The 23,353-nt window shown below is 73.6% G+C and carries 18 protein-coding genes; 14 read left to right on the forward strand and 4 right to left on the reverse strand.

The features are described from left to right. The first annotated feature begins 442 nt into the window (after positions 1-442). The 3 genes from ACIGZJ_RS02105 to ACIGZJ_RS02115 all read left to right on the forward strand — a co-directional run bounded on the left by ACIGZJ_RS02105 (position 443) and on the right by ACIGZJ_RS02115 (position 2,649). Positions 443-967 (forward strand): SAV_6107 family HEPN domain-containing protein, encoded by a 525-nt coding sequence (locus ACIGZJ_RS02105; RefSeq protein ID WP_396455742.1) that lies wholly within the window; start codon positions 443-445, stop codon positions 965-967. 117 nt (positions 968-1,084) lie between these two features. Then, positions 1,085-1,837 carry a methyltransferase domain-containing protein gene (locus tag ACIGZJ_RS02110; RefSeq protein ID WP_396455482.1) on the forward strand — a complete coding sequence of 251 codons (753 nt, stop codon included), beginning with the start codon at positions 1,085-1,087 and terminating at the stop codon, positions 1,835-1,837. Between the two features lie 425 nt (positions 1,838-2,262). Then, positions 2,263-2,649, forward strand: a complete 387-nt coding sequence (locus tag ACIGZJ_RS02115) for a DUF3040 domain-containing protein (protein ID WP_387940438.1) — start codon at positions 2,263-2,265, stop codon at positions 2,647-2,649. An 83-nt stretch (positions 2,650-2,732) separates the two neighbouring features. Here ACIGZJ_RS02115 and ACIGZJ_RS02120 read toward each other — a convergent pair whose 3' ends face one another. The 4 genes from ACIGZJ_RS02120 to ACIGZJ_RS02135 all read right to left on the reverse strand — a co-directional run bounded on the left by ACIGZJ_RS02120 (position 2,733) and on the right by ACIGZJ_RS02135 (position 8,456). Beyond that, entirely contained in the window at positions 2,733-5,180 is a 2,448-nt protein-coding gene (locus ACIGZJ_RS02120) for a transglutaminaseTgpA domain-containing protein (RefSeq protein WP_396455483.1), read from the reverse strand. Further along, positions 5,177-6,499, reverse strand: a complete 1,323-nt coding sequence (locus tag ACIGZJ_RS02125) for a DUF58 domain-containing protein (RefSeq protein ID WP_396455484.1) — start codon at positions 6,497-6,499, stop codon at positions 5,177-5,179. Before ACIGZJ_RS02125 ends, ACIGZJ_RS02120 begins: the two co-directional genes overlap by 4 nt. 1 nt (position 6,500) lies before the next feature. Then, positions 6,501-7,466: an AAA family ATPase gene (locus tag ACIGZJ_RS02130; RefSeq protein ID WP_392928305.1), complete on the reverse strand. Its 966-nt coding sequence runs from the start codon at positions 7,464-7,466 to the stop codon at positions 6,501-6,503. Positions 7,467-7,913: 447 nt separating this feature from the next. Beyond that, complete coding sequence (locus ACIGZJ_RS02135) at positions 7,914-8,456, reverse strand: beta-class carbonic anhydrase (RefSeq protein ID WP_387940444.1); 543 nt, start codon at positions 8,454-8,456, stop codon at positions 7,914-7,916. Positions 8,457-9,036: 580 nt separating this feature from the next. Between ACIGZJ_RS02135 and rsmH the strand changes: the two genes are divergently transcribed. The 11 genes from rsmH to ftsZ all read left to right on the forward strand — a co-directional run bounded on the left by rsmH (position 9,037) and on the right by ftsZ (position 23,353). After that, on the forward strand, positions 9,037-10,011 hold the full coding sequence (rsmH, locus tag ACIGZJ_RS02140) for a 16S rRNA (cytosine(1402)-N(4))-methyltransferase RsmH (protein ID WP_392927694.1): 975 nt from the start codon (positions 9,037-9,039) through the stop codon (positions 10,009-10,011). A gap of 117 nt (positions 10,012-10,128) precedes the next feature. Beyond that, on the forward strand, positions 10,129-10,629 hold the full coding sequence (locus ACIGZJ_RS02145) for a septum formation initiator family protein (protein WP_396455485.1): 501 nt from the start codon (positions 10,129-10,131) through the stop codon (positions 10,627-10,629). Further along, positions 10,626-12,785 (forward strand): penicillin-binding transpeptidase domain-containing protein, encoded by a 2,160-nt coding sequence (locus tag ACIGZJ_RS02150; RefSeq protein WP_396455486.1) that lies wholly within the window; start codon positions 10,626-10,628, stop codon positions 12,783-12,785. Before ACIGZJ_RS02145 ends, ACIGZJ_RS02150 begins: the two co-directional genes overlap by 4 nt. 6 nt (positions 12,786-12,791) lie before the next feature. Beyond that, complete coding sequence (locus ACIGZJ_RS02155; protein WP_396455487.1) at positions 12,792-14,444, forward strand: UDP-N-acetylmuramoyl-L-alanyl-D-glutamate--2,6-diaminopimelate ligase; 1,653 nt, start codon at positions 12,792-12,794, stop codon at positions 14,442-14,444. After that, positions 14,441-15,844, forward strand: a complete 1,404-nt coding sequence (gene murF, locus ACIGZJ_RS02160; protein WP_396455488.1) for a UDP-N-acetylmuramoyl-tripeptide--D-alanyl-D-alanine ligase — start codon at positions 14,441-14,443, stop codon at positions 15,842-15,844. The genes ACIGZJ_RS02155 and murF overlap by 4 nt, the downstream gene beginning before the upstream one ends. After that, positions 15,844-16,905: a phospho-N-acetylmuramoyl-pentapeptide-transferase gene (mraY, locus tag ACIGZJ_RS02165; protein ID WP_396455743.1), complete on the forward strand. Its 1,062-nt coding sequence runs from the start codon at positions 15,844-15,846 to the stop codon at positions 16,903-16,905. Before murF ends, mraY begins: the two co-directional genes overlap by 1 nt. Then, complete coding sequence (gene murD, locus ACIGZJ_RS02170; RefSeq protein ID WP_396455489.1) at positions 16,902-18,335, forward strand: UDP-N-acetylmuramoyl-L-alanine--D-glutamate ligase; 1,434 nt, start codon at positions 16,902-16,904, stop codon at positions 18,333-18,335. The genes mraY and murD overlap by 4 nt, the downstream gene beginning before the upstream one ends. Before the next feature lie 132 nt (positions 18,336-18,467). Beyond that, positions 18,468-19,841, forward strand: a complete 1,374-nt coding sequence (ftsW, locus tag ACIGZJ_RS02175; protein WP_392927706.1) for a putative lipid II flippase FtsW — start codon at positions 18,468-18,470, stop codon at positions 19,839-19,841. Between the two features lie 6 nt (positions 19,842-19,847). Beyond that, complete coding sequence (gene murG, locus ACIGZJ_RS02180; RefSeq protein ID WP_387940460.1) at positions 19,848-20,954, forward strand: undecaprenyldiphospho-muramoylpentapeptide beta-N-acetylglucosaminyltransferase; 1,107 nt, start codon at positions 19,848-19,850, stop codon at positions 20,952-20,954. After that, positions 20,947-21,759: a cell division protein FtsQ/DivIB gene (locus ACIGZJ_RS02185; protein ID WP_396455490.1), complete on the forward strand. Its 813-nt coding sequence runs from the start codon at positions 20,947-20,949 to the stop codon at positions 21,757-21,759. Before murG ends, ACIGZJ_RS02185 begins: the two co-directional genes overlap by 8 nt. 364 nt (positions 21,760-22,123) lie before the next feature. After that, positions 22,124-23,353, forward strand: coding sequence for a cell division protein FtsZ (gene ftsZ, locus ACIGZJ_RS02190; protein WP_396455491.1), 1,230 nt, complete (start codon positions 22,124-22,126; stop codon positions 23,351-23,353).

Genomic DNA, 23,353 nt, shown 5'->3' on the forward strand with positions numbered 1-23,353 from the left:
CCTGCGCAGACGGGAAAGTAGTGGCACCGGGTCAGCGGCGCGTCGGGCGCCTCGGCCCGGGACGCGGACAGGTGTCGTCCACCCGGTCGGAAACGGCCGGCGGAGGGCACCGGGGGGTCCGCACCGGAGCCGGTCAGGGTCCGCGCACCGCCGACACGGGGCGGCGGAGCGCGCCGGGGGGACCGGCGACCCGGGGAGTTCCGCAGCGCCGCCCTGAGGGGACGGCGCTGCGGCTGGTTCGGGGCGGCGGCACACGGCGACACACGGGCGGGACCGGGACGGGGGTACCCGGCGGCCGGTTGCCGCCCGTTCCCGTACCCGCGTCCGAGGCCGGTACGGGCATGCGAATCCACCGGAGCCCGTTGTCAGTGGTGCCGTTCACGATGGAGGGGTACGGACCACCCGGCCCGTGCGCTGCCTCGGATCGGGGGAGACCATGACCATCAGCCACCCGGAGCCCGTCACCGCCCGCCTCCACTCCGCCGCCCAACCCGCCGACCGCCGCCCCGGCGGGGACGTCCACCCGGTGCTGCGCCGGGTCGGTGCCCCGCCCGCCGCCCTCGACCTGCTGACCGACGCGCACCGCACCCTGGCCCGGGCCCGCGACCTGGAGGACCCGCTGGAGCGCTACGCCGCCGCGCACCTGGCGGCGCTGCGCACCGTCGCGGCGGTGCTCGCGGTGCGCGGCCGCCCGGAGAAGAGCCCCCGTCGGCGCAAGGCCATCCGCAGCGCCTGGGAGGTCCTGCCCGAGATGGCGCCGGAGCTCGCCGAGTGGGCCGTCTACTTCGCGGCCGGCGCCCGCCGCCGGGCCGCCGCCGAGGCCGGGATCCGCGGCGCCGCGTCGGCCCGGGACGCCGACGACCTGATCCGCAACTCCGCACTCTTCCTACGGCTGGTCGAACGCCTGCTCGGCCTGCACCCGCGGCCGCCGGCCCCGCGGCTGCCGCTCGACGAGGGCGCGGGGTAGCGGGCGCCGGGCGGTCCGACCCGGGGCGTGCCCGGTGACCAGCGGCGCGGCCCGGGCGCCCGGCCGGTCTAAGGTGGTGGCATCCAGATCGATCTGCACGTGCCAAGGAGTTCCACCGTGTACCCGACGCGTCCCCGCAGCGCCCTGCGTACCGCCGTGGTGTGGGAGGTGGTGCGGGCGGCCCTGGAGAAGCGGGCCGCCGAGCTGGACCAGCCCGTGCTCGACGTGGTCGACACCGGCGGCGGCACCGGCAACTTCGCCGTGCCGGTCGCCCGGCTCGGCCACCGCGTCACCGTGGTCGACCCCAGCCCGGACGCGCTGTTCGCGCTGGAGCGCCGGGCCGCCGAGGCCGGCGTCACCGACCTGGTCCGCGCCGTCCAGGGCGACACCCAGACGCTGCCCGAGCTGGTCGCCCCGAAGAGCGTCGACGCGGTGCTCTGCCACGGCGTGCTGGAGGTCGTGGACGACCCGGCCGACGCGCTCGGCAGCCTGGCCGGCACCCTGCGCACCGGGGGCCTGGTCAGCCTGCTGGCGGCCAACCGCAACGGCGCGGTGCTGGCCCGCGCGCTCGCCGGCCACTTCAACGATGCTCGAACCGTCCTGGAGGCCGCCGACGGCCGCTGGGGCGAGGGCGACCCGATGCCGCGCCGCTTCACCGGCGACGAGCTCGCCCGCCTGGCGACCGGCGCCGGCCTGCGGGTGGAGTCGGTGCACGGCGTGCGGGTCTTCGCCGACCTGGTGCCCGGCGTGCTGGTGGACGCCGAGCCCGGCGCGCTGGACGCGCTGCTCAAGCTGGAGGAGGCCGCCGCCGGGCAGCCCGCCTTCCACGCCGTCGCGACCCAGCTGCACCTGCTCGCCACCCTGGCCTGAGCCGCCGAGCGAGGGCCGCCCCGACAGCCCGGGGCGGCCCTCGTTTCGCACACCGTCCGGCGGCCGTTCCCCGGCCGGTCTCCCGCCCATCTCCTCCCCGTCTCCTCGGAAGCTCCCCAGCTCCCGGCCGATTCCATCGGGTCGGGCACTTGTCCGGGGGCCGCCGCGTTGAGCCCAGTGCAGCCCAGGACCCGCTGACGTGGCCCGGCCCACGCGTGGCCGACCACCCCGCAACGGGACCCTGGACCGTATGATCTGGGTAAAGCCGGAAAGCATGACAGCCGGATGCATGGGGCATATGGACGACACGGGCCGGGTCCTCCGCACAGGCGTCCGACCGTTTGTTCTGAAGGCTGATTGGACTTTGCCACCCCGACCGGGGCGGTGGACCGGTCGCATCCGCGACCGACGAGTAGGAGGACTCCGTGCCGCTCTCGGAGCACGAGCAGCGACTGCTCGACCAGATGGAGCGAGCGCTGTATGCCGAAGATCCCAAATTCGCGTCGGCGCTTGAGGGAACCGGGCTGCGCACCTACACCCGTCGGCGGGTCTACCTGGCCGTGGCGGGCTTCGTGGTCGGCGTCGGCCTGCTGATGGGTGGCATGGTCGTCCCCGACCAGATCTGGGTCAGCATCGTCGGCTTCCTGGTGATGCTCGGATGTGCGGTCTTCGCCGTCACGGGCTGGCGGCGCGGGCCCGCCGGACAGGGCTCGGGCCCCCGTCCGGCCGCCGCGCCCCGCCGCAAGGCCGGGATGATGGACCGGGTGGAGCAGCGCTGGCAGCGCCGCCGGGACGAGCAGAGCGGTCTCTGAAACCCCGCTGAACGACGGATGCCGAGGGCGGGCAGTCGAATCGATTCGACTGCCCGCCCTCGGCGTCTTCCTGTGTGCGGTGCTCAGGAGGGCTTGCGCCCACTCCGGCGCAGCCTCCCCCAGGCCCGGCGGACCGGTCCGGTGACGGCCCCGGTCACCCGGCCGAGGCGGCGGCGGCCTGCCAGCCGGGCGGCCAGCACCGCGTCGGCCGTCCGCCACCACAGCTTGGCGGAGGAGGGCGGCAGCAGCACCGCGCGGACCCGCTCGGTCCGCTTGGCCCCGGCCCGCAGGCCGTCCCTGGCGGTCCGGACGTCCGCCGCCAGCGGGGCGGCGACCTCGGCGGACCTTGCGTAGAGCACCCGCTCGGTGGCCAGCGCCACCCGGCCGGCGGCGGCGGCCGAGGTCTCGTCGAGCTCGGCGGTCTCGGCGATCCGACGGGCGGCCGAGCGCGGGGTGCGCGAGTCGTCCGGCGGGATGCCGAGGTCCCAGGCGGAGTCGGTCAACTCCTCCCAGGCGGCCAGCACCTGTGCGTCGGTGAGTTCCGCCGCGCCGTCCGCGCCGGGTCGGCGCCGCCCGCCCGTGCCGAGCCTGCGACGGCGCAGCAGCGTCCGCCAGACCATCGGGGTGAGCAGCAGCGCGATCAGCAGCAGGACGCCGCCGAGGGTGCCGAGCACCTGCCCGGAGAGCAGCCAGGACTCCTCGGCGGCGCCGCCGGAGGCCTTCTTCTGGTCCCCGCAGTCACCCGTTCGGCGCAGCTTCGCGTCGCAGTCGCTGCTGCTGGAGGGCACCGGCACGGGCGCGGCGCTCTGCGGCAGGGCGGTCGGCTGCTGGGTCGGCGCGGTGACGGGGGCGGCGACCGGGTCGGTGTAGCGGGGCTCCACGCCGCGGCTCTTGGTGGGCTCGAAGCGCATCCAGCCGTAGCCCTGGAAGTACAGCTCGGGCCAGGCGTGGTACATCAGCCCGGTCACCAGGTACCGGTCGGCGCCCTTGGCCTCGCCGGGGGTGAAGCCGACCGCGACCCGGGCGGGGATGTTCAGGCTGCGGGCCATCGCCGCCATGGTGGAGGCGAAGTGCACGCAGAAGCCCTTGCGGTCCCGCAGGAAGGTCTCGATCGCCGCGTTGCCGGAGCCGCCCTTGATGGCGGTGGTGTAGGTGAACTCGGGGCCGGTGAACCAGTCCTGCAGTGCGACCGCCTTGTCGTAGGGGGTCGCGGCCTTCCTGGTGACGGCGAGCGCCTGCTCCCGGACGACCGGCGGCAGGTCCTTGGGCAGCTCGGTGTAGCGCTCGGCGATCCTGGCCGGGGCCGCGCCCGCCTGGCGCAGCTCGGTGGCGGTGGGCCGGACGTCCAGGGCGGTGACCTTGTAGCTCAGGCCCTTGATCGCGTTGGGCTTGTCCTTGGCGGGCAGCACGCTGCCGGTGAGGGTGTCGAGCTTCCAGTCGGAGAACCTGGGGACGGTGACGCTCTTGGCCGGGTACGGCATCGGCAGCCAGGCCGAGTCCAGCCGGTCGCTGATCCGGAACTCGCCGGGGACGGACAGCACGTTGAGGTCGCTCTGCCCCTCGGGAAGGGGGAGGGTCTCCCTGAGGTCGGCCGTGCCGGCTCCGCTGAGCTTCCACTCGGTGCCGTCGAAGGCGTCCAGCGAGCCGGTGCGCAGGTAGGCGGTGTCGGCGAGGGAGCTGTCCATCGTGTAGGTGAGCAGCTCGTCGTTGCTGGACTTGGTCACGTTGGAGGCGAGCGTGACCAGCGGGTCGAGGGTGGTGACGGCCCCGCCCCCGAGGCCGCCGCCGGCGGCGGGGCCGCCGTTGCCGCGGATCAGGCCGAAGTCCCAGCGCGGCAGGAAGGCCGGCAGCAGCAGTGCGACCGCCAGCGCCAGCACGCCGACCCGCTGGCCGCCGAGGCTGAGCGCGCCGCCGCCCTCGGTGCCGCGCGAGCTGCCGCGGAAGACCCGGCCCCAGCGGGAGATCCGGTCCTGGCCCTCGGCGAAGAGCAGCAGCAGGTAGCCGCCGGCCGCGAGGGCGAACCAGAGCCAGCCGCCGCCGTTGCCGGCCAGCCCGTTGCCGATCGAGAAGAGCGCCAGCAGCGGGAGCCCGGCCAGCGCGGAGCGCCGGTAGGTCACCGCGACGGTGTCCACGACGATGGCGATCAGGCCGACCGAGGCGACCAGGATCAGCCGCAGGCCCGCGTTCGGCGGCGCCGGGATGGCGTACTCCTGGATGTCGTCCAGGCCGGTCGAGAGCACGTGGTCCAGGGTGCGCAGCGACTGCGGCCCGGGGACCAGGCCGCCCCAGAGGGCGCCGTCCGCGGCGAAGCCGATCAGCAGCAGCAGGAACAGGACGGCCAGCTGCCCGACCGGCACCGTCCAGCGGTAGAAGGGCGTCCGGCGCAGGCCGGCGCCGGCCGCGGCGATGACGGCGATCACCAGGAAGGCGTGGGTGATCCAGCCCTTGGTGGTGAGCAGCGGGGTCAGACAGAGCGCGGCCAGTGCGGTGGCCAGCGCCGAGTACCCGGTCAGTTTGGCCCGAGCGGTCACGCACCGGCTCCTTGTCGGTAGGGGGAGGGCGCCTCGGTGCGGTCGGCGGCCCGCCACAGGTCGGGGACGGAGTCCCCGGCGCGGACGGGCAGGACCGTCCAGCCGGCCTCGCGCAGTTGCTGGACCCGGGCGCGGAACTCGTCGCCGCCGGTCTCCGGGGCGAGCAGCCGCAGGCCGGCCCAGGTGCCGGTGTCCAGGACGAAGGCCACGGCGCCGCCGGTGCGGTTGCGCAGCCTGGCCAGCCGGGCCGTCTGCGGTTCGTCGAGCTCGCCGAGGACGGCGACCAGCAGGCCCTCGCCCCCGGCCCGCAGCGGTTCCTCGGCGCGGGACAGCCCGCCGCCGTCGGAGAGGTCGACCACCGCGAGCGCGTCGAGGATCAGGCCCGAGGTGTCGGCGGCGCTGCTCCGGCCGCCCGCGTCCGGCCCTGGCACGCTGTGGCCGATGTCGGTGAGCAGACGGGTCTGGTAGCCGCGCTCCAGCAGGTGGACGGCGACCGAGGCGGCGCAGCCGACGGCCCACTCGAAGGAGGACGCCGGACCGCTGCCCCGGTGGCCCGTCTCCCGGGTGTCCAGCAGGACGGTGGCCCGGGCCCGCTGGGGCTGCTCCTCGCGGCGCACCATCAGCTCGCCGTACTTGGCGGTGGACTTCCAGTGCACCCGGCGCAGGTCGTCGCCGGGGCGGTACTCGCGCAGGATCACGTCGTCGTCGCCGGCCAGCGCGAGGCTGCGGGTGTGGCTCTCGCCCTGGCCCGCCCACTCGCCGCTCAGCCGCACCTGAGGCAGGGTCTGGACCTGCGGCACCACGGTGAGCACGTCGGAGGCGGCGAACGAACGATTCACCTCGCACATGCCGAACGGGTCGGACAGCCGCAGCTGGAGCGGTCCGAGCGGGTAGCGGCCGCGCAGGTCGGAGCGGACCCGGTAGGAGACCTCGCGGTTGCCGTGCGGCTCGACCCGGTCCAGCACGAAGCGCGGGCGCGGCCCGAGCACGTACGGGACCTTGTCCTCCAGCAGCAGCAGGCCGGTGGGCACCCGGGAGACGTTGTCGACCCGCAGGTGGACCCGGGCCTCCTGGCCGGCCACGGCGCGGCGCGGGCTGAGCCGCCGGCCGCTGGCCACCCGGTAGCGGGTGTTGGCCAGCAGCAGCGCGGCGGCCAGCGGCAGCGCGGCGAGCAGCACGCCGACGCGCAGCAGCGCGTCCTGGTTGAGCAGGTACGCGCAGAGCACCGCCGTCACGCCGGCGGCGAGGAAGGAGCGGCCCCGGGTGGTGAGGCCGCGCAGGCCGGCGCGCAGGCCCGACGGTGCGTCGGACGGGCCCACCTCAGCCCCTCCGGACGGCCGGGCCGCCCTGCGGGCGCGGCAGCGGCAGGCGGGCGACCAGGTCGGCCACGATCTGCTCGGAGGTGCGGCGGCTGAGCTGGGTCTCGGCGGTCGGCATCAGCCGGTGCGCGAGCACCGGGACGGCCAGGCGCTGGATGTCGTCCGGGGTGACGTAGTCGCGGCCGTCCAGCGCCGCGGCGGCGCGGGCCGCCCGCACCAGGTGCAGGGTGGCGCGCGGCGAGGCGCCCAGGCGCAGCTCGGGGCTGGTGCGGGTGGCGGAGACCAGGTCGACGGCGTAGCGGCGGACCGGGTCCGCGATGTGCACGGTGCGCACCAGCTCGATCAGCTTGAGGATGTCGGCGGCGTGCGCGACCGGCTGGAGGTCCTCGAGCGGGCTGGCGCCGGAGTGCACGTCGAGCATGGCGAACTCGGCCTCGGGGCTCGGGTAGCCCATCGAGATCCGGGCCATGAAGCGGTCCCGCTGGGCCTCCGGGAGGGGGTAGGTGCCCTCCATCTCGACCGGGTTCTGGGTGGCCACCACCATGAACGGCGACGGCAGCTCGTAGCTGGTGCCGTCGATGGTGACCTGGCGCTCCTCCATCGACTCCAGCAGCGCGGACTGGGTCTTGGGCGAGGCCCGGTTGATCTCGTCGCCGACCACGATCTGGGCGAAGATCGCACCCGGGCGGAACTCGAAGTCGCGCTGCTGCTGGTCGTAGATGTTGGTGCCGGTGACGTCCGAGGGCAGCAGGTCGGGCGTGAACTGGATGCGCCGCACGGTGCAGTCGACGGACCTGGCGAGCGCCTTGGCCAGCATGGTCTTGCCGACGCCCGGCACGTCCTCCAGCAGCAGGTGGCCCTCGGCGAGCATGACGGTCAGCGCGATCCGGACGGCCTCCGGCTTGCCCTCGATGACGCTCTCGATGTTGGCCCGCACCCGGTCCACGACCGCGCCGAGCTCGGGCAGGCCGACCCGGTGGTACCCGTCGGCCCCCTGGTCGCCCCCCGCACGACCCTCAAGACCGGCCTGATCGTTGTAGCTCGTCACCCGTACGCTCCCTGGCACACCGTGCCCGCCTCACCCCGAGGCGGGCCCCCACCCCATGCTTGACGCGGCCCCTCCGGGAGCGGTTCCGTGGGGGAGCCGGTACCGGGGTGTGGCCTGCGGCCTGGCCGCCCCAGGTGGTTCGGGGCCTGACCGGCAGGCGCATTCTCCCCCGGCCGGTGGCCAGAAGTCACCATCCGGCCCGGAAGCACGGGGGAAACACCGGCGGGGCGGCGCGCAGGCGTCGACCGGACGGCGGGGAGGGGCGGCGGATCCGGGGGCAACGCCGGTCGGGCGCGGCGGGGTTGCCGGGGGATGGCCCCGGCGGAGGCCCGGACGACGCTGGCCGGGCCTGCGGGACGGCCGGGCTCAGTGGATCTCGCGGAGCAGCCCGGTGTGGACGTCGAAGACGAAGCCCCGGACGTCGTCGGTGTGCAGCAGGAACGGCGAGGTGCGCACCCGCTGCATGGACTGGCGGACGTCGCTGTCGAGGTCGACGAAGGACTCCACCGCCCACTGCGGGCGCTGACCGACCTCCTGCTCCAGCTCGCGGCGGAAGTCCTCGGTGAGACCGAGCAGGCCGCAGCCGGTGTGGTGGATCAGCGCGATCGAGCGGGTGCCCAGGGCACGCTGGCTGATGGTGAGGGAGCGGATGGTGTCGTCGGTGACGACGCCGCCGGCGTTGCGGATGACATGGGCGTCGCCCAGTTCGAGGCCGAGCGCCGCGAACAGGTCGAGTCGGGCGTCCATGCAGGCCACCACGGTGACCTTCTGGACGGGGCGGGCGTCCATGCCGCCGTCTCGGAAGGTGACCGCGTACTCGCGGTTGGCCGAGACGAAGCGGTCGATGATGTCGGATCCGGTGGTGTCGGCAGCGGCGGTCGGCGTGGGCCGGTCGGGGGTCACTGTCATATCGGAGACGTTAGTGCGATTCCGGTGCCGATGGTGGGGCCGAGGCCTACAGAGCGCGAGGCTGTGACCGAGTGCATATCGACAACGGCCGGGCCCGGCGGGGCGTTCTGTCCTGGTTTGCCCGGTCCGGGTGCGGGCGGGGTACGGCGGCCGCGTGGGCAGGGGCGCGCGGGGGCGCCGCGCGGACCGGAGGCCGACCCCGACGGGCCGCGCCGGGCCGCCGCGACCTGCGGTGATCCGTACCGCCGCCCGGGTGGTGCGCCGGAGCGGGCCATTGACTGACGGGGTGTGGGCGATAGAGTTGCGGCGCAGTGGAGCACAGCCGCCAGGGCCCGTCAACCGGGTCTTTCCGGTCGGTGCGGCGGCCGACGCGGCCCGTGGCCTCCACCCGCTCCCGTGCCTCCTGGCGCACCTTCCCCGGTGCCGGGCGGTCACGATCTTCCCCAGTGAGCGGGCGGGGACCACGGGCCGCGTCCGCCCGGCCGCAGGCCCTTGCGTCGGCTCCGGTGCGCGGTGGGCCAAAATGGTCGAAGCCCCCGGACCTCGGGCGGCTTCGCACCGAAGAAGGGCGCCACAGCGCATGAGCACCAACGATCCGGCCCCCAAGCACGTCCCCGTGATGCTGCAGCGGTGCATGGACGCGCTCGCCCCGGCGATCTCGCGACCGGGCGCGGTGGTGGTCGATGCCACCCTCGGCCTCGGCGGGCACAGCGAGGCCCTGCTGACCCAGTTCCCGGAGGTCCGGCTGGTCGCGGTGGACCGCGACCCGGCGGCGCTCAAGCTCTCCGGCGAGCGGCTGGCCCCCTTCGGAGACCGCGCCACCCTGGTGCACGCCGTCTACGACGAGATCCCCGAGGTGCTGGAGCGCCTGGACATCCCCGAGATCCAGGGCGTCCTGTTCGACCTCGGCGTCTCCTCGATGCAGCTGGACGAGGCCGAGCGCGGCTTCGCGTACGCCCAGGACGCCCCGCTCGACATGCGGATGGACCAGACCCGGGGGCTGAGCGCGGCCGAGGTGCTGAACACCTACACCCACGGCCAGCTGGCCCGGATCCTCAAGGTCTACGGCGAGGAGCGGTTCGCCGGGAAGATCGCCTCGGTGATCGTGCGGGAGCGCGAGAAGGAACCGTTCACCACCAGCGCGCGTCTGGTGGACTTGGTACGCAATGCCATCCCGGCCGCCACCCGGCGCACCGGCGGCAACCCGGCCAAGCGCACCTTCCAGGCGCTGCGGATCGAGGTCAACGGCGAGCTGGAGGTGCTGGACCGGGCGATCCCGGGGGCGCTGGACGTGCTGGCACTGGGCGGGCGGATCGCCGTGATGTCCTACCAGTCGCTGGAGGACCGCCTGGTCAAGCAGTACTTCGCGGCCGGGGCGACCACCACGGCCCCGCCCGGGCTGCCGTTCGTCCCGGAGGAGCACCAGCCCTGGCTGAAGCTGATCACCCGCGGTGCCGAGATGGCCACCGAGGAGGAGATCGAGGAGAACCGGCGTGCCGCACCCGTGCGGCTGCGGGTGGCGGAGAGGATCAGGGACCGAAGCACCCGGCGCTGACCAGGCAACGGGCGGTCCTAGGGGCGGAGGAAGAACACAGTGGTGGCGCCGGTGGTTGGCGGTGGGTCCCTCCTGCCCGAGGGCGGGCGGGGCGGACGGGCCCGGGCGGGGAGCGGCGTGCTCCCCGGTCAGGGCAGAGCACGGATCACGGTCCGGCCCGGGCGGCGACCCGTCCGGGGGCGGACGCCCTTCGCGGTCCTGGTGGTGGTCCTGCTGACGGCGGGCCTGCTCGGGCTGCTGGCGCTGAACACCGCGCTCAACGAGGGCTCCTTCGAGCTGTCCAGGCTGCAGAAGCAGACCACCGTGCTGACGGACGAGCAGCAGGGCCTCCAGCACCAGATCGACCAGGGTTCCGCACCGGACGCGCTGGAGCGCCGGGCCCGCGAGCTGGGGATGGTGCCGGCCGGCGGCATGGCCTTCCTCCAGGAGGACGGCACGGTGCTCGGCAAACCCGGCGCGGCCCAGGACAATCCACCGGTCAAGCGCTCCACCACCGAGCCGTGGCCGGGCGGGCAGCCGAAGCCGGGCGCCCAGCCGACCGCCCCGGCCGGCGGTGACACCACCGTCCAGATCAACCCGGTGGCGCCGGCCGTCCCGAGCGGGGGTGCCGGCCGATGAGCACACCCCGACAGCCCTCCGGCGGGTCCGGCGGCCGCCGTCCGGCGCCCCGTGGCCAGGGCGGCAGCGCCCAGCCCGGCAGGCCGCAGGCCCCCAAGGCGCAGCCCGGCAAGGCCCAGCCCGCGAAGCCGCAGCCCGCCCGCGCCAAGCAGCCCCCGAAGGCCGCCGCCCGGACCCCGCAGCAGCGCCGCCCGGAGGGCCGTCCGCCCGCCCGCGGCCAGGCACCGGCCAAGGCCCGTCCGAAGGCCCGCCCGCCGCTGCGCCCGCAGCCGAAGGCGATCCGGCTGGCCGACCCGCGTCGCCGGCTGCGGGTCATCACCGTGGTCATGTCGCTGGTGTTCTCGGTCTTCGCCGGCCGGCTGATCCAGCTCCAGCTGCTGGACTCGGACGCCCTGGCCGCCGATGCCAACACCAACCGCTACCAGAACATCCCGATCACGGCCGAGCGCGGCTCGATAACGACCGCCGACGGCGTGGCGCTGGCCACCACCGTCGACGCGTACGACATCACCGCCGACCCGGCCATGTTCACCCCGGAGGCCTCCGGCATCCCGGACGCCCCCGAGCAGGCCGCCGCGCTGCTGGCGCCGATCCTGGGCGTGCCCAAGGAGAAGATCGCCGCGGACCTGCACACCCCCAAGACCCGCTACAAGCGGCTCGCCGCGCAGCAGACCCCGGACACCAAGAACCAGATCAGCGACCTCAAGTCGGGCCTGGAGCGGCAGGCCGGCTCCAAGGCCTGCGCCGCCCAGCGGCGGCTGCTCAACAAGTCCGCCGAGGAGGGCGGGCGGAGCAGGCTGGACAACGAGTGCGTCAACCCGCTGGCCGGCGTCTTCAACCGGGAGACCCAGAAGCGCGTCTACCCCTCGGACGGGCTGGCCTCCAACCTGGTCGGCTTCGTCAACGCCGAGGGCGAGGGTGCGGGCGGTCTGGAGTCGCAGTACCAGTCGGTGCTGGCCGGCAAGGAGGGCAGGAGCAGCTACGCCCAGGCGGGCGGCCGGCTGGTGCCCACCGCCGGGGGCTCGCTGGACCCGGCCGTGCCCGGCACCGACCTGCGGCTGACCGTCAACCGGGACATCCAGTGGGCCGCCCAGCGCGCCATCACCGACCAGGTCGCCAACGCCGGGGCGGAGAAGGGCTATGTCGTCGTCCAGGACGTGAAGACCGGCCAGGTCCTCGCGATGGCCACCTCGCCCGGCCTCAACCCCAACGACCTGCGCTCGGCCAAGCCGGGCCAGCTCGGCAACGCGGCCCTCCAGGACGTCTACGAGCCCGGCAGCACCGCCAAGCTGATGACCTTGGCCGCCGTGCTGGACTCCGGAAAGGCCACCTGGGACACCAAGGTCACCGTCCCCAACCGGCTGGTCCGCGGCGGCCAGGAGTTCAAGGACGACGTCAACCACGAGACCTGGTACCTGACCCTCGCCGGGGTGCTCGCCAAGTCCTCCAACATCGGCACCATCGAGGCCGCCGAGCAGCTGGGCGCCACCCAGCCGGAGTCCAACAGGATCCTCTACGACTACCTGCGCAAGTTCGGCATCGGCGAGACCACCGGGCTCGGGTTCCCCGGCGAGACGGCCGGACTGCTGGAGAAGCCCGAGGACTGGAAGGCCTCCAAGCAGTTCACCATCCCGTTCGGGCAGGGCCTGTCCGTCAGCGCCCTGCAGGCGACCTCGGTGTACTCCACCATCGCCAACGGCGGTGTGCGGGTGGCGCCCGGCGTCGTCCAGGGCACCACCTCGCCGGACGGCCGGTACACCCCGGCCGCGCCCGGCAAGGAGACCCGGGTGGTCAGCGAGGAGACCGCCAGGACCCTCACCGAGATGCTGGAGTCGGTGGTCTCCGACGAGCAGGGCACCGGCGGCAAGGCCGCCATCCCCGGCTACCGGGTCGCCGGCAAGACCGGCACCGCCGATCGGGTGGACCCGAAGACCGGCGGATACCGCGGCTACACCGCCTCCTTCATCGGCTTCGCCCCGGCCGACGCGCCCCGGGTCACCGTCTCCTGCACCATCCAGGACCCGGTCAACGGCCACTTCGGCGGCCAGCTCTGCGGGCCGGTGTTCAAGCAGGTGATGGAGTTCACGCTGAAGACCCTGCAGATCCCGCCGAGCGGTAGCGAGGCCCCCAACCTGGCCGTCGACTGGAAGCCGTGATCGACCATGAGCGACAAGCGGGCCGGTTTGGACGACGGCGCGGCGAAGGCCCGGTTTGGCCCTGGACACCCTTCGGCGGATAGCCTTCCCGCCGTGCCGAAACCCGATCAAATCACCGTGAGCCCGCCGCGCCCCGCCCGGGCCGGGGCCCTGCCGCTCGCCGAGCTGGCCCGTCTGCTGGGCCTCGCGCCCGTCGAGGGGGGCCCGGTCACCGGCGTCACCCACGACGCCCGCGCGGTGCGCCCCGGCGACGTGTACGTGGCCTTCCCGGGCGCCAACCACCACGGCGCGGCCTTCGCGGGCCAGGCCGCCGCGGCGGGCGCGGTGGCGCTGCTCACCGACCCGGCGGGCGCCGAGCTGGCGGCCGACACCGGCCTGCCGCTGCTGCTGGTCGACCGGCCGCGGGCCCGGATGGGCGAGCTGGCGGCCGCCGTCTACGGCCGGCCCTCCGAGCGGCTGCTGATGATCGGGCTGACCGGAACCAACGGCAAGACCACCACCTCCTACCTGGTCGAGGGCGGCCTGCTCGGCGCCGGGCGCAGCCCGGGGGTGATCGGCACCGTCGAGATGCGGGTCGGCACCGAGCGGATCAAGAGCGAGCGGACCACCCCCGAGGCCACCGACCTGCACGCGATCCTCGCGGTGATGGGCGAGCGCGGCGCGGACGCGGTGACCATGGAGGTCTCCAGCCACGCGCTGGTCTACGGCCGCACCGACGGCGTGGTCTACGACGTCTCCCTGTTCAACAACCTCACCCCCGAGCACCTCGACTTCCACCCGGACATGGAGGACTACTTCCAGGCCAAGGCCCGGTTGTTCCAGCCCGGAAAGTCCCGCAGCGGCGTGGTCAACCTGGACGACGCGTACGGGCGCCGGCTGGCCGCCGAGGCGAAGATCCCGATCACCTCGTTCTCCGCGACCGGCGCGCCCGAGGCCCACTGGCGGGCCGTGGACGTCCAGCTCGGCCCGGTCGGCTCCACCTTCCGGGTGCTCGGCCCCGACGGCGCCGAGGCGGACGCCTCCGTGCCGCTGCCCGGCCCGTTCAACGTCGCCAACGCGCTGGCCGCGATCACCCTGCTGGTCACCGCCGGACTGCCGCTGGAGCAGGCCGTCGCCGGGATCGCCGCGGTACCCGGGGTGCCCGGCCGGCTGGAGCGGGTGGACGCCGGCCAGCCGTACGTCGCGGTGGTCGACTACGCGCACAAGCCGGACGCCCTGCAGGCCGTCCTCGGCTCGCTGCGCGAGGTCACCAAGGGCCGGCTGCACGTCGTCGTCGGCTGCGGCGGCGACCGCGACCCGCACAAGCGCGGTCCGATGGGCGCCATCGCCGCCCGGCTCGCCGACACCGCCCTGCTGACCAGCGACAACCCGCGCAGCGAGGACCAGTTGGCGATCCTCGCCACCATGCTGACCGGCGCCGCCTCGGTGCCCGAGGCCGAGCGGGGCGCCGTCCTGGTCGTCCCCGACCGGGCCGAGGCGATCGGGCTCGCGGTCGCCCGCGCCCAGGCCGGCGACACCGTGCTGGTGGCCGGCAAGGGCCACGAGCTCGGCCAGTACGTACGAGACGAGATCCGCCCCTTCGACGACCGGGAGGTGCTGCGCGAGTCGATCGTGCGGACCACGGCCGCCCGGGGCACCGGAGGAGTAGACCAGCCGTGATCGCACTGACCCTCGCAGAGGTGGCCGCAGCAGTCGGGGGCACCCTGGACGGCGCCGACCCCGACACCGTGGTGACCGGACCGGTCGAGGTCGACTCCCGAAAGGTGCGGCCCGGCGGCCTGTTCGCGGCCTTCGTCGGCGAGCACGTGGACGGCCACGACTACGCCGACACCGCGGTCGCGGCCGGCGCCGTCGCGGTGCTCGCCTCCCGCCCGCTAGGCGTGCCCGCCGTGCTGGTCGACAGCGTGGTGGACGCGCTCGGCAAGCTGGCCAGGACCGTGGTCGCCCGCGCCGACGACACCACCGTCGTCGCACTGACCGGCTCGGCCGGCAAGACCAGCACCAAGGACATGATCGCCCAGCTGCTCCAGCGCCGCGGCCTGACCGTCTACCCGCCCGGCTCGCTCAACAACGAGATCGGCCACCCGATGACCGCGCTGCGGGTCGAGGCCGGCACCCGGCACCTGGTGATGGAGATGGGCGCCCGGCACAAGGGCGACATCGAGTACCTGACCTCGATCACCCCGCCGCGGATCGGCCTGGTGCTGAACGTCGGCACCGCGCACGTCGGCGAGTTCGGCTCCCAGGAGGCGATCGCCGAGGCCAAGGGCGAACTCGTCGAGGCGCTGCCCGCCGACGGCGCGGCGATCCTCAACGCCGACGACCCGCTGGTGCGCGCGATGGCCTCCCGCACCAGGGCCAGGGTGGTGTTCTTCGGGGAGTCCCGGGAGGCCCACGTCCGGGCGCAGGATGTTCGCCTCGACTCCACCGGACGGCCATCGTTCACGCTGACCACCCCGGCCGGTTCCGCACCCGTGCAGCTGCGCCTGTACGGTGAGCACCACGTCTCGAACGCCCTCGCCGCCGCAGCGGTGGCGGTGGAGCTCGGGATGTCCGTCGACGACACCGCCGAAGCGCTGAGCGAGGCGGATGCGCTGTCCCGCTGGCGCATGGAGGTCGTCGACCGGGCCGATGGTGTCACCGTCGTCAACGACGCCTACAACGCGAACCCCGACTCGATGCGGGCCGCGCTGCGGGCGCTGGTCTCGATGGGGGGACGCGGCCCGGAGCGCCGCCGCACCTGGGCGGTGCTCGGCGAGATGCGGGAGCTCGGCGAGGAGAGCCTGGCCGAGCACGACGCCATCGGGCGGCTCGCGGTACGGCTGGACGTCACCAAGCTGGTGGCGGTCGGCGGACGCGAGGCGGCCTGTATGGAACTGGGCGCGAGGAACGAAGGTTCGTGGGGTGAGGAGTCGGTGCTGGTGTCCGACGCGGACGCGGCGGTCGAACTGCTGCGCAGTCAGCTTCAGCCGGGGGATGTGGTCCTGGTGAAGGCCTCCCGTTCGGTGGGTCTGGAGAAGGTGGCCGAGGAACTGCTCGCGGACGGTGCCGCATCATGATGAAGCAAGTCCTCATCTCCGGCATCATCGGCCTGATCCTGTCGCTGCTCGGCACCCCGGCCCTGATCAAGGTGCTCGCCAAGAACGGCTACGGGCAGTACATCCGCGACGACGGACCCAAGGCGCACCACAGCAAGAAGGGCACGCCCACCATGGGCGGCATCGCCTTCATCCTGGCGACGCTGATCGCGTACTTCGGGACCAAGGCGATAACGGGCGAGGCCCCGACCGCCTCCGGGCTGCTGGTGCTGTTCCTGACGGTGGGCCTGGGCCTGGTCGGCTTCCTGGACGACTACATCAAGGTCGTCAAGCGCCGCTCGCTCGGCCTGCGGGCCAAGGCGAAGCTGGTCGGCCAGTCGGCCGTGGCGCTGGCCTTCGCGATCCTGGCGCTCCAGTTCAGCGACAGCCGCGGGCTCACCCCGGCGTCCCAGCACCTGTCCTTCGTGCGCGACTTCGGCTGGTCGATCGGCCCGGTGCTGTTCGTCATCTTCGCGTACTTCATGATCGCCGCGATGTCGAACGGCGTGAACCTGACGGACGGTCTGGACGGCCTCGCCACCGGCGCCTCGGTGATGGTCTTCGGCGCCTACACCTTCATCGGCGTCTGGGAGTACGGGCAGAGCTGCGCGTACACGATCTCCGCCACCGCCAGCTGCTACGACGTCCGCGACCCGCTGGACCTCGCGGTGGTCGCCGCCGCCCTGATGGGCTCCTGCTTCGGCTTCCTCTGGTGGAACACCTCGCCCGCGAAGATCTTCATGGGCGACACCGGCTCGCTCGCCCTCGGCGGCGCGCTGGCCGGCCTGGCGATCTGCTCCCGCACCGAGCTGCTGCTCGCGCTGCTCGGCGGCCTGTTCGTGATCATCACCCTCTCGGTGATCATCCAGGTCGGATCCTTCCGGATGACCGGCAAGCGCGTCTTCAAGATGGCGCCGCTGCAGCACCACTTCGAACTCAAGGGCTGGAGCGAGGTCCTGATCGTGGTTCGGTTCTGGATCATCCAGGGCCTCTGCGTGGCGGTCGGCCTCGGCCTCTTCTACGCGGGATGGGTTGCCGGATGACCGACCTCCAGTGGACCGGACTGCCGGTCACCGTCGCCGGACTCGGGGTCTCCGGCATCAGCGCCGCCCGCGCGCTGCACGGCCTCGGCGCCCGGGTCACCGTCGTGGACGGCGGCTCCGGCGCGGGCCTGCAGGCGCGCGCCGACGAGCTGGCGGCCGAGGGCATCACCGTCCGCCTCCAGGACGGCGACAGCCTGCCCGAGGGCACCCGGCTGATCGTCACCTCGCCCGGCTGGCCGCCGAGCAGCCCGCTGTTCGCCGCCGCCGAGGCGGCCGGCGTCGAGGTCTGGGGCGACGTCGAACTCGCCTGGCGCCTGCGCAGGCCGCTGGAGTCCACCGGCGAGCCCGCCCCCTGGCTGGCCGTCACCGGCACCAACGGCAAGACCACCACCGTCCAGATGCTCGCCTCGATCCTCACCGCCGCCGGCCGGCGGACCGCCGCCGTCGGCAACGTCGGGGTCTCCGTCCTGGACGCGGTGCTCGCCGAGGAGCCCTACGAGGTGCTCGCCGTCGAGCTCTCCAGCTACCAGCTGCACTGGGCGCCCTCGCTGCGCCCGTACGCGGCGGCCGTGCTCAACCTGGCCCCCGACCACCTGGACTGGCACGGCTCGATGGAGGCGTACGCCGCCGACAAGGGCCGGATCTACGAGGGCAACGTCGTCGCCTGCGTCTACAACCTGGCCGACCCGGCCACCGAGGCGCTGGTCCGCGAGGCCGACGTCGAGGAGGGCTGCCGGGCGATCGGCTTCGGCCTCGGCGCGCCCGGCCCGTCGAACTTCGGCCTGGTCGACGGCCTGCTGGTGGACCGCGCCTTCGTGCCGGACCGGACCAAGAACGCCGCCGAGCTGGGCTCCGTCGAGGACGTGAACCCGCCGGCCCCGCACAACATCGCCAACGCGCTCGCCGCGGCCGCCCTGGCCCGCGCCTACGGCGTGGACGCCAAGGCCGTCCGGGAGGGCCTGCGGGCCTTCCGCCCGGACGCCCACCGGATCGCCGAGGTCGGCGTGGTCGACGGGGTCACGTACATCGACGACTCCAAGGCCACCAACACCCACGCCGCCGCGGCTTCGCTGGCGGCCTACCGGCCGATCGTCTGGATCGCCGGCGGCCTGGCCAAGGGCGCCGCCTTCGACGACCTGGTCCAGGGCGCGGCCGAGCGGCTGCGCGCCGTGGTGCTGATCGGCCAGGACCGCGCGGTGATCCGCGAGGCGCTGGCGCGACACGCGCCGGATGTCCCGGTGATCGAGGCGGCCGAGAGCCAGACTGGCGCGGTGGCGATGACGGAGGTGGTCCGCACGGCCGCCTCACTCGCCCAATCGGGTGACACGGTGCTGCTGGCCCCGGCCTGCGCGTCGATGGACATGTTCACCAACTACGGCGAGCGCGGCGACCTGTTCGCCGCCGCGGTCCGGGAGCTGTCGCCCCGCTAGCGGGACCGGGCGGGGCCGCCGGCCGGCAGCCCCGCCGCGCGGCCCGCCCGGTGGCCGGGCGCGGCAGGCGGGCCGCCGGTACCGGGCCGGGAGCGACCCCGCGCAGGGCGCGTCGCAGAAGAGGAGAACGTGGTGGCGGGTCAGGGCAGGGCGGGCGGTCCCGGCGCGCCGGAAAAGGGCGCCGCCCACCCGCTGAGACTGATCTCGGCCACCACGACCGCCTACAAGTCGGCCGGCCCGCTGGCCCGTGTGCAGGCCTTCCGGGCCCGGCTGCGGTACACCCTGGAGCGGCCGCTCACGCCCTACTACCTGATCCTCGGCTCGGTGCTGCTGCTGGTGGTGCTCGGCCTGGTGATGGTCTTCTCCGCCTCGCAGATCCTGGCCCTCGGCCAGCACCGCTCCGCGCAGTTCTACTTCCTCAAGCAGCTGGTCGCCGCCATGCTCGGCGCGGTGCTGCTGATCGGCTTCGCCAGCGTGCCGGTCGCGGTACTGCGGGTGATCGTCTACCCGGTGCTGCTCGCCGTCATCGGCGCGCTCGCGCTGGTCGCGGTGCCCGGCGTCGGGGTGGAGGTCAACGGCAACCGGAACTGGCTGGATCTCGGCTTCTTCCAGTTCCAGCCCTCCGAGTTCGCCAAGCTCGCCCTGGTGCTCTGGGCCGCCGACCTGCTCGCCCGCAAACAGCGCAACGGCACCCTCGACCAGTGGAAGCACCTGCTGGTCCCGCTGGTGCCGGGCGCCCTGCTGCTGCTCGCGCTGATCATGCTCGGCGGCGACATGGGCACCTCGATGATCCTGGTGGCCATGCTGTTCGGCCTGCTCTGGATGGTCGGAGCCCCGCTGCGGCTGTTCGTCGCCACCGTCGGGGTCGCGGTCGTGGTCTGCACCGCCCTGGTGGTCACCGTCCCGCACCGGGCCGAGCGGCTCTCCTGCATCGGCGTCACCAAGCTCGATCCGAACGGCGCCTGCTTCCAGGCCCTGCACGGCGTCTACTCGTTCGCGCTCGGCGGCCCCTGGGGTTCGGGCCTGGGCGCCGGGGTCGAGAAATGGGGCCAGCTGCCGGAGGCGCACACCGACTTCATCTTCGCCGCGACGGGCGAGGAACTCGGACTGGTGGGGACGCTGTCGGTGATCGGTCTCTTCGCGGCACTAGGCTACGCGGGTATCCGTGTGGCCATCGGTACGAAGGACCCCTTCGTCAGGTACGCCGCGGGAGCCGTCACCACCTGGATCATGGCGCAGGCCGTGGTCAACCTGGGGTCGGCGCTGGGACTGCTGCCCATCGCGGGCGTCCCGCTCCCGCTGTTCTCCTACGGCGGTTCCGCCATGCTGTCGGCCATGAGCGCGATCGGTGTGCTGCTGTGCCTCGCACGCAGCACCCCGGGAGCGAAGGCGGCCCTGGCCGCCCGGAGCAAAAACTCCCGGTTCAGGAAACGACTGGTCCGGGTGCTGCCACGACGACGAACCACAGCGCGCCCGGCCCCGGTGCCGGCACGCAGGGAGCGGTGAATTTCGGTGCATGTCGTACTCGCCGGCGGGGGGACCGCCGGTCACATCGAGCCGGCCCTCGCCCTCGCGGACGCCCTCCGCAGGCACGACCCGTCCATCGGGATCACCGCCCTGGGCACCGAGCGCGGCCTGGAGACCCGGCTGGTACCCGAGCGCGGCTACCAGCTGGAACTGATCCCGGCCGTTCCGCTGCCCCGCAAGCCCACCCCCGAGCTGATCACCGTTCCGGGCCGGCTGCGCGGGACGGTCCGGGCCGCCCAGGAGATCATCGAGCGGGTCAAGGCGGACGCGGTGGTCGGCTTCGGCGGCTACGTCGCGATGCCCGCCTACCTGGCCGCCAAGCGGGCCGGTGTGCCGATCGTGGTGCACGAGGCCAACGCCCGGCCCGGTCTGGCCAACAAGATCGGCGCCAGGTACAGCGACTTCGTCGCGGTCTCCACGCCGGACAGCAAGCTGCGGGACTCCCGCTACATCGGCATCCCGCTGCGCCGGACCATCGCCACCCTGGACCGCAACGCGGCCCGCCCGGAGGCCCGCCACTACTTCGGCCTCGACCAGCGGCTGCCCACCCTGCTGGTCTCCGGCGGCTCGCAGGGCGCGCGCCGGCTCAACGAGACCGTCACCGCCATCGCGCCGCGGCTCCAGCAGTACGGCGTGCAGATCCTGCACGCGGTCGGCCCGAAGAACGAGCTGCCGCAGGTCGACGACATCCCCGGGATGCCGCCGTACCGCGCGGTGCCGTACGTGGACCGGATGGACCTCGCGTACGCGGCGGCCGACCTGATGCTCTGCCGGGCCGGCGCCATGACGGTGGCCGAGCTCGCGGCGGTCGGCCTGCCCGCCGCCTTCGTGCCGCTGCCGATCGGCAACGGCGAGCAGCGGCTGAACGCCCAGCCGATGGTCAAGGCCGGCGGCGGCCTGCTGGTCGACGACGCCGAGCTGACCCCGGACTGGGTGCTGCAGAACGTGCTGCCGGTGCTCACCGACCCGCAGCGGCTCTGGGACATGAGCCGCGCCGCCGCCGAGTTCGGCCGCCGGGACGCCGACGAGCTGCTGGTCGGGATGGTGTACGAGGCGATCGAGGCTGCGCGGGGCGGCCGCCGTCGTGGCTGACGGTCGCCTCGCCGACCCGCCTCCGGCCCGACGGGCCGGAGGCGGACACCCCCGGGACGAGGTGGAGTTCGAGGCCGAGGAGTACGCTCCCCGGCTCCGGCTCTCCCGGCGGGGCGTCCTGGTGCTGGGCGCGCTGGTGGCCGCGGTGCTGGGCGTGCTGACCTGGGTGCTGTTCCTCTCCTCGGTGCTGGACGTGCGCAGCGTCGCGGTGCAGGGCGTCCAGGACGACCGGCTGACGGCCGACCAGGTCCGCGCCGCGATCGGCGGGGTCGGCGCCGGCCCGCTGGCCCGGGTGGACCTGGAGGACGCCAGACGGCGGGTCGAGGCGATCCCCCGGGTGGCCTCGGCCGAGGTCTGGCGCGGCTGGCCGCACACCCTGCGGGTGAAGATCACCCAGCGGAAGGCGGTGGCCGCCGTCAAGGGGGAGGACGGCCGGTTCACCCAGGTCGACGCGGGCGGCGTGAGCTTCGCCACCGAGTCGGCCGCTCCCGAAGGGGTGCCGGTGGTGGAACTGCAACTCAGTCAGCAGGCGAAGGACGTCGAGGCGGTGATCACCCGTCCGCAACTGGTGCAGGGCGCGGTGATGGTGGCCGCGCGACTTCCGGCCGAAGTGGCGCAGCGGGCCGGGGCGGTGCTGGTGCACTCCTACGACGACATTCAGCTGCAGCTCAACGGGGGTGCGACGGTGCGCTGGGGGAGTCCGGAACAGAGTGATCGCAAGGCCCGGGTCCTGGTGGCACTGCTGCATCAGAAGGGTACGAACTTCGATGTGAGCACTCCGGACGCGCCGGCGGTGTCGGGATGATCCGGTAGGTTCTCTGTCTGGGGGAGGGGTTGACGCCTTTGGGTGTCGGCCCGAACCTAGGTGGTCACCCCGGTTTCATTAGCCGGTTGATGATCACATAGGCTCAAAAGAAAAAGGGAAGCTCGGCGTGTTCGTTGAAACACGAGCCCGGCGCGACCTAGTGTCCTGTGTCACCAGACTGTGTTCTCTGGCGATGTGACGGAGGCACAGCACTAACCCTAAAGGTCAAGTTTAGGGTTGGGGTCGGCGGTCGGCATTTCGGACATTCAGTCAGAAACCAGGCTCCCTACCCATCGACATCCGTCGGCACGGCATCCCACAGGCGCCGAGCCGACCCGGAAATTCGAGGCGAGAGGCCTTCGACGTGGCAGCACCGCAGAACTACCTCGCAGTCATCAAGGTCGTCGGTATCGGCGGCGGTGGTGTCAACGCCATCAACCGGATGATCGAGGTCGGTCTCAAGGGCGTCGAGTTCATCGCGATCAACACCGATGCGCAGGCCCTCCTGATGAGCGACGCCGACGTCAAGCTCGATGTGGGCCGTGAACTCACCCGGGGCCTGGGCGCCGGCGCCAACCCCGAGGTCGGCCGGAAGGCCGCCGAGGATCACCGCGAGGAGATCGAGGAGGTCCTCAAGGGGGCCGACATGGTCTTCGTGACCGCGGGCGAGGGCGGCGGCACCGGCACCGGCGGCGCGCCCGTCGTGGCCAACATCGCCCGCTCGCTCGGCGCCCTGACCATCGGCGTGGTCACCCGCCCCTTCACCTTCGAGGGCCGCCGTCGCGCCAACCAGGCCGAGGACGGCATCGCCGGCCTGCGCGAAGAGGTCGACACCCTCATCGTGATCCCCAACGACCGGCTGCTGTCCATCTCGGACCGCCAGGTCAGCGTGCTGGACGCGTTCCGCTCCGCCGACCAGGTGCTGCTCTCCGGTGTCCAGGGCATCACCGACCTGATCACCACCCCCGGTCTGATCAACCTGGACTTCGCCGACGTCAAGTCCGTCATGTCGGACGCCGGTTCGGCGCTGATGGGCATCGGCTCCGCCCGGGGCGAGGACCGCGCCAAGGCGGCCGCCGTGATGGCGATCTCCTCGCCGCTGCTGGAGGCGTCCATCGACGGCGCCCGCGGTGTGCTGCTCTCCATCTCCGGCGGCTCCGACCTCGGTCTGTTCGAGATCAACGAGTCGGCCCAGCTGGTCAGCGAGGCCGCCCACCCCGAGGCCAACATCATCTTCGGCGCGGTCATCGACGACGCGCTCGGCGACGAGGTCCGGGTCACCGTGATCGCGGCCGGCTTCGACGGCGGGCAGCCGCCGGCGATCGTCCGCGACCCGGTGGTCAAGGCCACCCCGGCGACGCCCCCGGCGGGCACGCCGAGCGCCGCGCCCGAGCGGCCGGCCGGTCGGCCGCCGTACGGGAACATCGGTTCGGTGACGTCCCGTTCGGACCACGACGGTTCGGTCGGCTCCCGACAGGCCGAGGCTCCGGCCACCGCGACCGCGGCCCCGGTGCCGCCGCAGGTGCAGCCGGTCCGCCAGCCGTTCGTGGAGAGCCCCGCCGAGGAGCTCGACGTCCCGGACTTCTTGAAGTAG

The organism is Kitasatospora sp. NPDC052868 (assembly GCF_044547105.1).
Lineage (GTDB): Bacteria > Actinomycetota > Actinomycetes > Streptomycetales > Streptomycetaceae > Kitasatospora.